Raw genomic sequence first — 9,503 nt, 5'->3', positions numbered from 1 at the left:
CCCGCCACTGGCGGGTCAACTTTGGTGATCGACAGCGGGCGATTGATGCCGTAGCTGCCAATGGTTGCGTAGACTCGCGCTAACTGTAACGGCGTTACCATTAGCCCGTAGCCGAAAGAGAAGGTGGCCCTCTCTATGTCAGACCACCGTTGTTTTTGAGGGTATAAGCCACTACTTTCCCCGACCAGCCCCAAATTGGTCGGTTTACCCAGTCCAAAGCGCGCGTAAGTGTCTACGAGTGCTGAGGAGGGCATCGCTAACGCCAAACGTGAAACCCCGACGTTACTCGACTTCTGTAAAACCCCGGTAAGGGTCAATTCGTTGTAGCGCGCCACGTCCTTGATCTCATGACCATTGACGCGGTACGGCACGGTATTCAGTACGCTGTTCTCTTTCACCACACCACGCTGCAGCGCGGTCATCACCACCATCGGTTTCACGGTGGAGCCGGGCTCGAAGATGTCGGTAATGGCACGGTTGCGCATCACATCTTTCGGCGTGTTGGAGAGATTGTTCGGGTTGTAAGCCGGGCTGTTCGCCATCGCCAGCACTTCGCCGGTGTTCACATCCACCAGAACGGCAGTGCCTGACTCCGCCTTGTTGAAGGCTACGGCATTGTTCAATTCGCGGTAAACCAACGCCTGCAAACGCTCGTCGATACTGAGCGTCAGGTTGTGCGCCGCGCGGCTGTCCACGGAGGAGATATCTTCGATCACGCGACCATAGCGATCTTTACGCACCGTACGCTCGCCTGGCGCACCGGTCAGCCACTTGTCGAAGCTCTTTTCGATGCCCTCAATGCCCTGGCCATCAATGTTGGTAAAGCCGATCAGATGCGCAGTGACCTGACCCGCTGGATAGTAGCGGCGCGACTCTTCACGCAGATAAATGCCAGGTAACTTGAGTTTTTTGACGTACTCACCAATGGCCGGGTTCACCTGGCGCGCCAGATAGATAAAGCGCCCTTTGGGATTGGCATTCACGCGCGCGGCGAGTTGATCGAGTGGGATAGATAAGGCATCTGAGAGGGCTTTCCAGCGGCTGTCGAGTGACACACCGCCATGTTCCATCAGTTCTTTAGGGTCAGCCCAGATGGCATTCACCGGTACACTGACAGCCAATGGACGACCAGCACGGTCGCTGATCATGCCACGTGCAGTAGGAACAGATTGCACCCGCAGCGAACGCAAATCCCCTTCTTTCACCAGTTTATCCGGGCTGATGACCTGTAACCACGCCACGCGTGACAGCAATCCGCCCAAAGCCAGTAAAATACAGCCGCACAGCAACGCAAAACGCCAGCTTATAAAGCTGGCCTTATCTTCCTGTTTTTTTAACTTCAGCGTTTTGCCTGCGCCGCTCATTGAGGTCTGCGATTCCTTATTTATCTCTGCACCACGATATTTTCCTGTGAAGGATCAACATGCTGCATCTGCAGCTTATCGGTTGCTATTCGCTCAACCCGGCTATGATCGCCGAGCGCATTCTCTTCCAAAATCAGGTTACGCCACTCGATATCGAGCGCATCACGTTCTAAAACCAACTGTTCGCGCTGCGCCGTTAACAGGCGCGTTTTGTGTGTGGTGGTGACCACTAACACCGAGGACACAAGCACCGCAATCAGTAGCAACACCGGGATCTTGCCGAATCGCAGCAGGTCACCGCCGATGACGCCAGGCAGGCTGTGTCGCTCGTTGCCAATCATGTCGCGGTCCTCTCAGCAATTCGCAGTACCGAACTGCGCGCGCGTGGGTTCTCGTTAACTTCCGCTTCGCCCGGAATCAGCTTGCCTAAGGTTTTCAGCTCACGTCCGCCCAGCGCTTTAAGCTGGCTTTCGGTCATTGGAATACCCGCTGGAACTTGCGGGCCACGGCTCTGATCGCGCATAAAGCGTTTGACCAATCGATCTTCCAGCGAGTGGAAGCTGATAACCGATAAACGACCGCCAGGTGCCAGCACCGACATTGCCCCTTTCAGCGCGGTGTCGATCTCTTCCAGTTCGCTGTTGATCCAGATACGAATCGCCTGGAAGGTGCGCGTAGCCGGATGCTTAAACTTGTCTTTCACTGGCATCGCAGCAGCGATCACAGTGGCTAATTCCTTGGTGCGCGTCATTGGCTGTTCACGATTGCGCTCGACGATGGCGCGTGCGATACGTTTGCCAAACTTCTCTTCACCGTAGGTCTTGATGACGAAGGCGATATCGGCTTCCTCGGCGTTCATCAGCCACTCGGCCGCAGACTGGCCCCGTGTCGGGTCCATACGCATATCCAGCGGCCCATCACGCATAAACGAGAAACCGCGCTCTGCGTCATCCAACTGCGGTGATGACACGCCAAGATCGAGCAATACGCCATCGATCTTGCCAGTGAGACCACGCGCTTCGACATACTCTGCCAGCGCCGAAAAGGGTCCGTGCACAATCGAAAAACGTGGATCCTGAATTTCAGCTGCGGCGGCTATGGCTTGCGGATCGCGATCGATCGCCAGTAACTGCCCCTTCTCGCCCAGTTGCGAAAGGATCAGACGTGAGTGACCGCCGCGCCCAAAAGTGCCGTCAATGTAAATGCCGTCTTCCCTGATATTGAGGCCGTTAACCGCCTCATCCAGCAGCACTGTGGTGTGTTTAAAATTATCCTGCATAGCTATAGCGACAAGTCCTGCAACCGCTCAGATAAAGGCTCCTGAGCCGACTGTTCTGCGTCAATATCGTCCTTAACTTGTTGATACCAGGTCTGTTCATCCCACAGCTCAAACTTATTGAACTGTCCAACCAGCATCACTTCTTTGGTCAGGCTCGCATGTTGCCGTAGCGTATTCGCCAGCAACAAACGACCTGCATTATCCATCTGGCATTCACTGGCATGTCCTAACAGCAGTCGCTGCACGCGACGCTCGTTCGGATTCATGCTGGATAAGCGCGCCAGTTTTTTCTCGATGATTTCCCATTCGGGCAGGGTATAAAGCAACAGACATGGCTGGTGGAGGTCAATGGTGCACACCATTTGCCCCTGAGACTCCGCGACAAGCAATTCACGATAGCGTGTTGGTACCGCCAATCGGCCTTTGCCGTCGAGATTGACTAACGTTGCTCCTCGGAACATGTCAGTCCTACCCCCCAATCACCCGTTTTCACCACTTTATCCCACTTTTTACCACGAAACGAGTTTACGGAGCCTATGAAATCCTTGTCAAGCCGCAACGACAAGTGAATATCACTCTTTACAAGGGTGAGAATTATTTAATGGAGGGCAATTAAAGGGAATGATTGGCAAAATAAGAAATTAACCTGATGAATAATGGAATAAAAATTTTCACGATTTGAAAAATGGCGAAAAATAAAGCGTTTTAATCGCAAAAGATAATTATCCCGGGATATGCGACAGCGGCTGCATTTTAGGGGATTTCTGAAAGGAAGCCCAGCACCATCGCGCCAGCTCTGCTACACGTCACTGCTGAAGATGTAAACAAATAAGAAAATTCAGCGCAGTTAATTCGTTAGGGAAAGTGGTGACTATTTACGCTTTTTTACCCCAGTCCTATGGCAGAAAAATATCTGGATGATTAATAAGTGCGGGCAGCGATCTGCCCGCGATTTCATTTCGTACGTCGGCTTAATTGGCCACGACGGAATAAATTGCGGCGAATACGGGTTAATCCCGGCTTCGGTTTACGCGGTTCATCCAGCGAGGCCAAAACTAATTCCAGCACGCGCTCGGCGACATCGCGATGACGCTGCCCCACCGCCAGTACCGGGCACTCTAAAAAGTCCAGTAATTCGTGGTCGCCAAAGGTAGCGATAGCCAGATCAGTGGGCAGGCGGCCATCACGCTTCAGGGTGATATCCATCACGCCCTGAAGCAGACCGAATGAAGTGGTAAACAACGCATCCGGCATCGGATGATCTTCGAGGTATTTCTCGAACAGTGAGGCAGCCGCAGCGCGATCAAAGCTGTTGCAGTAGAGGTAATCCACCGTACGTTCATCGTCTTTCCACGCATCGCGGAAGCCCATTTCACGCAGGAAACTGACTGAAAGCTCAGGCAAGGCACCAAGGAACAGCACGTTTTTCACCGGAAGCTGACGCAATTCAGCCGCCAGTGCATGCGCATCGTCCTGATCGGCACCGACCACACTGGTGAAGTGTTCACGATCCAGCGCGCGGTCCAACGCGATAATCGGCAGCGGATCGTTGATCCAGCGCTGATAAAACGGGTGTTCTGGCGGCAGTGAGGTGGAAACGATGATCGCATCCACCTGGCGCTGTAGCAGATGTTCAATACAGCGCATTTCATTGTCAGGCTGATCTTCCGAGCAGGCAATCAGCAGCTGATAGCCACGTTGACGTGCCTGGCGCTCCAGATAATTGGCAATGCGCGTGTAACTGGTGTTCTCAAGATCCGGGATCACCAGACCAATTGAACGCGTACGCCCGGCGCGCAGGCCTGCCGCAACAGCATTGGGGTGATAATTATGTTCACGCACCACCGCCATCACTTTTTCGACGGTTTTGTCGCTGACACGATACTGCCGCGCTTTGCCATTAATAACGTAGCTGGCCGTGGTGCGCGACACGCCCGCCAGGCGCGCAATTTCATCCAGTTTCACGATGACACCTTAATTCTGATAAGCCAGGGCTGGGCAAATGTCCGCAGAGTAGCTATGGGTAAAACATTTGTAACATCTAACCGCAGAACACTACGCTGAGCAACCGCTTTTATCGGGCAGCACTCACAAGCGCATTAAATAAAAAAACCCGGCATTACGCCGGGTTAGCTTTGAAGCAGGATGATAACTCTGCGGAATTAACGCATCACACGATCGCCACGTGACACGCCCACAATCCCTGATCGCGCCACTTCAACGATCTCAGCAACATCGCGCACCGTGTTAAGGAAGGCGTCGAGTTTATCGCTGGTGCCTGCCAGCTGAACCGTGTACAGCGTTGGCGTCACATCGATAATCTGGCCACGGAAAATTTCCGCGCTGCGCTTCACTTCTTCACGGCCATACCCGCTTGCCTGAATCTTCACCAGCATGATTTCACGTTCAACGTAAGCACCCTGCCCTAACTCGCTGACACGTAACACGTCTACCAGCTTGTGCAGTTGCTTTTCAATCTGCTCCAGCACTTTTTCATCGCCGACCGTCTGAATGGTCATGCGTGACAGCGTGGGATCGTCGGTTGGCGCAACGGTCAGGCTTTCGATGTTGTAGCCGCGCTGTGAGAACAAGCCCACCACGCGAGACAATGCGCCGGATTCATTTTCCAGCAATACCGATAACACACGACGCATAATTAAGTCCTCTCCGTTTTGCTCAGCCACATCTCATCCATCGAACCACCGCGAATCTGCATCGGGTAAACGTGCTCGCTGCCGTCGATATTCACATCAACAAACACCAGACGCCCTTTCGCCAGGGTATCCAATGCCAGCTGCAGCTTCTCTTCCAGCTCAGCGGGATGCGCGATGGAAATACCCACGTGTCCGTAGGCTTCGGCTAAACGCACAAAGTCAGGCAGAGATTGCATGTAGGATTGCGAGTGGCGGCCGGAATAAATCATATCCTGCCACTGTTTCACCATACCGAGGAAACCGTTGTTAAGGTTCAGTACCAGTACCGGCAAATCGTACTGCAGCGCAGTCGACAGTTCCTGGATGTTCATCTGAATACTGCCATCACCGGTCACGCAGATGACGGTTTCATCCGGCAGCGCCATTTTCACGCCCAGTGCAGCCGGTAAGCCGAAGCCCATGGTGCCAAGGCCACCGGAGTTGATCCAGCGGCGCGGCTTATCAAACTGATAATAGAGCGCGGCGAACATCTGATGCTGACCGACGTCAGAGGTAACGTACGCATCCCCCTTAGTCAGACGCCAAATGGTTTCGATAACCGCTTGCGGTTTGATCTTGTCGCTGGTGCGATCAAATTCCAGGCACTTACGGCTACGCCAGCCATCAATGGTCTGCCACCAGTCGCGCAGGCTATCCAGCTCTTGCTTCGCATCGCTTTGCGCCAGCAGTTCCAGCATCTGCGACAGCGTCTGCTTCGCATCACCCACAATGGGGATATCGGCACTGACGGTTTTGGAAATCGAGGTCGGATCGACGTCGATATGCATGATGGTGGCGTTCGGGCAATATTTTGCCAGGTTGTTGGTGGTACGATCATCGAAGCGCACACCAATGCCGAAAATCAAATCGGCATTGTGCATGGTCATGTTGGCTTCGTAAGTACCGTGCATGCCCAGCATGCCTACACTCTGGCGATGCGTGCCAGGGAACACGCCGAGCCCCATCAGTGACATGGTGACCGGAATATTCAGCTGTTCAGCTAACTGCAGCAGCTCCGCCTCACAGCCTGACATAATCGCACCGCCACCGGCATAAATCACCGGCTTATGCGCGGCCAGCAGCGTTTGCAGTGCACGCTTAATCTGTCCTTTATGCCCCTGAATCGTCGGGTTATAAGAGCGCATGCTGACCGACTCAGGATAGACGTACGGCAGTTTGTTCGCTGGGTTAAGAATGTCTTTTGGCAGGTCGATCACCACCGGGCCTGGGCGGCCGCTTGCTGCCAGCCAGAAGGCTTTTTTCAGCACGGTTGGGATCTCTTCGGCGTTTTTCACCAGGAAGCTGTGTTTGACCACCGGACGGGAAATCCCGACCATGTCGCACTCCTGGAACGCATCGTAGCCGATCAGTGAAGACGGCACCTGACCCGACAGAATCACCATCGGAATCGAATCCATGTAGGCCGTCGCAATACCGGTAATGGCATTGGTTGCGCCTGGACCTGAGGTGACCAGCACCACGCCGACTTCGCCGGTCGCGCGTGCCAGACCATCAGCCATATGCACTGCGCCTTGCTCGTGACGCACTAATACGTGGTCAATACCACCGACCGTTTGCAGCGCATCGTAAATGTCGAGCACTGCTCCGCCCGGATAGCCGAATACCTGCTTAACGCCCTGATCGATTAACGAACGGACGACCATTTCGGCTCCTGACAACATCTCCATTTTCTGCCTCCAGGCTTGAGGAACCGGATCCCGTGGCGCGCATTGCCCCTGCGCCACTGGCACCCAGCCCCGTATTCGCCAGTTAAGATCAAAACCTTATGTTTATGCTCAGATGACAGAATTCATTTCTGCCTTCCAGGTACAGGGAATCTACTTGAGTTGATTCTTTTAAGAGTAGGTCGATTACCATAACCGCAGAAAACCCGGCCTGCAAACGACAGGACGCTGCGACAGGCTTATTTCGGCACAAAAGGCACTGACACGTGATAATCGCTCGCGAGGATTAAACTAATGCCATCCCACAACCACAGATGAAAATGCTGGTTTCATGATTATTTGCAGCGTGTTCTAAGAAATATGATTTTCATATTGCCTGGCCGGTTAGCCCACAATTTTTCCTGAATATTACTTTCTGGCGTGATTAACTTCAAAATCCGCTTCTTGCATGACATTGTGCTAAGCAACCCGCCAAATCTTGTTTTTATGATTGTATCGAAAACCCAGATAAACCCATTAAATTCAATGCATTAGAATTAATTCGCTTTTATAAAATTTTTTTTAGGCTGTTTAAGCCATTATGCATGCAGCTAATTAATGCCAAAGCTCTGTATAGCGGGATATTCGCAGCAGATCACCCTTAACCGACAAAAGAAATACCCTTTCACTTAGGGTTGACTTCCCGCAGCAATCCCAGTATCAATATGTGCAGCACAAAATTTACGAGGTTTGATTCATGTTTCATTCTTTCCGCCTACTCGGTCTACTACTAAACGCATTCAGTTTGCGCGGTAGACTTGTGGGTGGAATCAATCACTGATTCGAACCTGAAGAAGTTTAAAGAACCCGCGCCGATGCGCGGGTTTTTTTATGCTCGTTACACCGGCGAAGTTGAGTTAAAGCAAAAGGAAGATGACCATGAGCCAGCAAGTTATTATTTTCGATACCACTCTGCGCGACGGCGAGCAGGCATTACAGGCCAGCCTGAGTGTTAAAGAAAAACTGCAGATCGCCCTGGCGCTGGAGCGTATGGGCGTGGATGTAATGGAAGTCGGTTTCCCTATCTCTTCGCCTGGCGATTTTGAATCGGTGCAGACCATCGCGCGCTCGGTGAAAAACAGCCGCGTTGCCGCCCTGGCTCGTTGTGTGGATAAGGATATTGATGCCGCCTACGAGGCCTTGCGTGTGGCTGAAGCATTCCGCATTCATACTTTCCTCGCCACTTCGCCAATGCATATCGCCACCAAATTGCGCAGTACGTTGCCTGATGTGATTGACCGCGCGGTAGCCTCGATTAAACGTGCCCGCAACTACACCGATGACGTTGAGTTCTCTTGCGAAGACGGCGGTCGTACACCGATTGACGATCTGTGCCGCGTGGTAGAAGCCGCGATTAACGCCGGCGCGACCACCATCAACATCCCGGATACGGTCGGCTACACCTTACCGCACGAGTACGCCAACATCTTCAGCCAGCTGCGCGAACGTGTACCGAACATCGATAAAGCCATTTTGTCCGTTCACACCCATGATGATTTAGGCATGGCAACCGGCAATGCCGTAGCAGCGGTGTTAGCGGGTGCACGTCAGGTTGAAGGCACCATCAATGGCCTGGGTGAACGTGCCGGTAACTGTGCGCTGGAAGAAGTGATCATGACGATTAAAACCCGTCAGCAGATCATGAATCTGCACACCAATATTCATCATCAGGAAATCTACCGCACCAGCCAGTTGATCAGCCAAATCTGCAACATGCCGATTCCGGCCAACAAAGCGATCGTCGGCACCGGTGCTTTCGCCCACTCTTCCGGTATCCATCAGGATGGCGTGTTGAAGAACCGCGAGAACTACGAAATCCTGACCCCGGAATCCATCGGCCTGCATAAAATCCAGTTAAACCTGACCTCACGTTCAGGCCGCGCTGCGGTAAAACATCGCATGGAAGAGATGGGCTACAAAGACTCCGACTACAATGTTGATGCTTTGTACGATGCCTTCCTGAAACTGGCCGATAAGAAAGGCCAGGTATTTGATTACGACCTGGAAGCGCTGGCCTTCATCAACAAACAGAATGAAGAGCCAGAGTATTTCCAACTGAACGAATTCAATGTGCAGACCGGTTCCAGCGTGACTGCTACCGCGTCTGTGCAGTTGGGCTGTGGCGAAGAGACCAAAGCCGATGCCGCGACCGGTAACGGCCCGGTGGATGCCGTATATCAGGCCATCAACCGCATCACCGGCTTTGAAGCCGAGCTGGTGAACTACAAGTTGACGGCGAAAGGCCACGGCGAGAACGCGCTGGGCCAGGTTGATATCGTGGTGAACTACAACGGTCGTAAATTCCATGGCGTTGGCCTGGCGACCGATATCGTCGAATCTTCTGCCAAGGCTATGGTGAACGCCCTGAACAACATCTGGCGCGCCAAACAGGTAGAAAAAGAATTGCAGCGTAAATTTAAAGATCAGAAGGAAACGGTGTAAC

9 protein-coding genes are annotated in these 9,503 nt (G+C 52.9%); 2 read left to right on the top strand and 7 right to left on the bottom strand.

Annotated elements, in window-relative coordinates; all coding sequences use genetic code 11:
• The 7 genes from ftsI to ilvI form a co-directional block, all read right to left on the bottom strand.
• The coding region (gene ftsI / locus VH86_RS10740) for a peptidoglycan glycosyltransferase FtsI (protein WP_034825983.1) at positions 1-1,364 on the bottom strand (1,364 nt) is incomplete at its 3' end.
• A 20-nt stretch (positions 1,365-1,384) separates the two neighbouring features.
• Positions 1,385-1,705 carry a cell division protein FtsL gene (ftsL, locus tag VH86_RS10735; protein ID WP_034825986.1) on the bottom strand — a complete coding sequence of 107 codons (321 nt, stop codon included), beginning with the start codon at positions 1,703-1,705 and terminating at the stop codon, positions 1,385-1,387.
• Positions 1,702-2,643 (bottom strand): 16S rRNA (cytosine(1402)-N(4))-methyltransferase RsmH, encoded by a 942-nt coding sequence (gene rsmH, locus VH86_RS10730; RefSeq protein ID WP_034825988.1) that lies wholly within the window; start codon positions 2,641-2,643, stop codon positions 1,702-1,704. Before rsmH ends, ftsL begins: the two co-directional genes overlap by 4 nt.
• Positions 2,644-2,645: 2 nt before the next feature.
• On the bottom strand, positions 2,646-3,104 hold the full coding sequence (gene mraZ / locus VH86_RS10725; protein WP_038649082.1) for a division/cell wall cluster transcriptional repressor MraZ: 459 nt from the start codon (positions 3,102-3,104) through the stop codon (positions 2,646-2,648).
• Positions 3,105-3,597: 493 nt separating this feature from the next.
• On the bottom strand, positions 3,598-4,608 hold the full coding sequence (gene cra / locus VH86_RS10720) for a catabolite repressor/activator (RefSeq protein WP_045832872.1): 1,011 nt from the start codon (positions 4,606-4,608) through the stop codon (positions 3,598-3,600).
• A gap of 197 nt (positions 4,609-4,805) precedes the next feature.
• Complete coding sequence (gene ilvN / locus VH86_RS10715; protein WP_034825997.1) at positions 4,806-5,297, bottom strand: acetolactate synthase small subunit; 492 nt, start codon at positions 5,295-5,297, stop codon at positions 4,806-4,808.
• A gap of 2 nt (positions 5,298-5,299) precedes the next feature.
• Complete coding sequence (ilvI, locus tag VH86_RS10710; protein ID WP_034825999.1) at positions 5,300-7,024, bottom strand: acetolactate synthase 3 large subunit; 1,725 nt, start codon at positions 7,022-7,024, stop codon at positions 5,300-5,302.
• Positions 7,025-7,757: 733 nt separating this feature from the next.
• On the opposite strand from ilvI, the gene leuL reads away from it, so the two are divergent.
• Together leuL and leuA are read left to right on the top strand one after the other, a co-directional pair.
• Complete coding sequence (gene leuL / locus VH86_RS26345) at positions 7,758-7,841, top strand: leu operon leader peptide (RefSeq protein ID WP_101749442.1); 84 nt, start codon at positions 7,758-7,760, stop codon at positions 7,839-7,841.
• 98 nt (positions 7,842-7,939) lie between these two features.
• On the top strand, positions 7,940-9,502 hold the full coding sequence (leuA, locus tag VH86_RS10705) for a 2-isopropylmalate synthase (protein WP_038649086.1): 1,563 nt from the start codon (positions 7,940-7,942) through the stop codon (positions 9,500-9,502).
• The last annotated feature ends 1 nt before the right edge of the window (position 9,503 follow it).

Origin of the sequence: Pantoea sp. BL1 (assembly GCF_000963985.1) — a bacterium.
Taxonomy (GTDB): domain Bacteria; phylum Pseudomonadota; class Gammaproteobacteria; order Enterobacterales; family Enterobacteriaceae; genus Pantoea; species Pantoea rwandensis_B.
The sequence above is the reverse complement of the archived record's forward strand: the minus strand, read 5'-3'. Positions and strand labels throughout refer to the sequence as shown.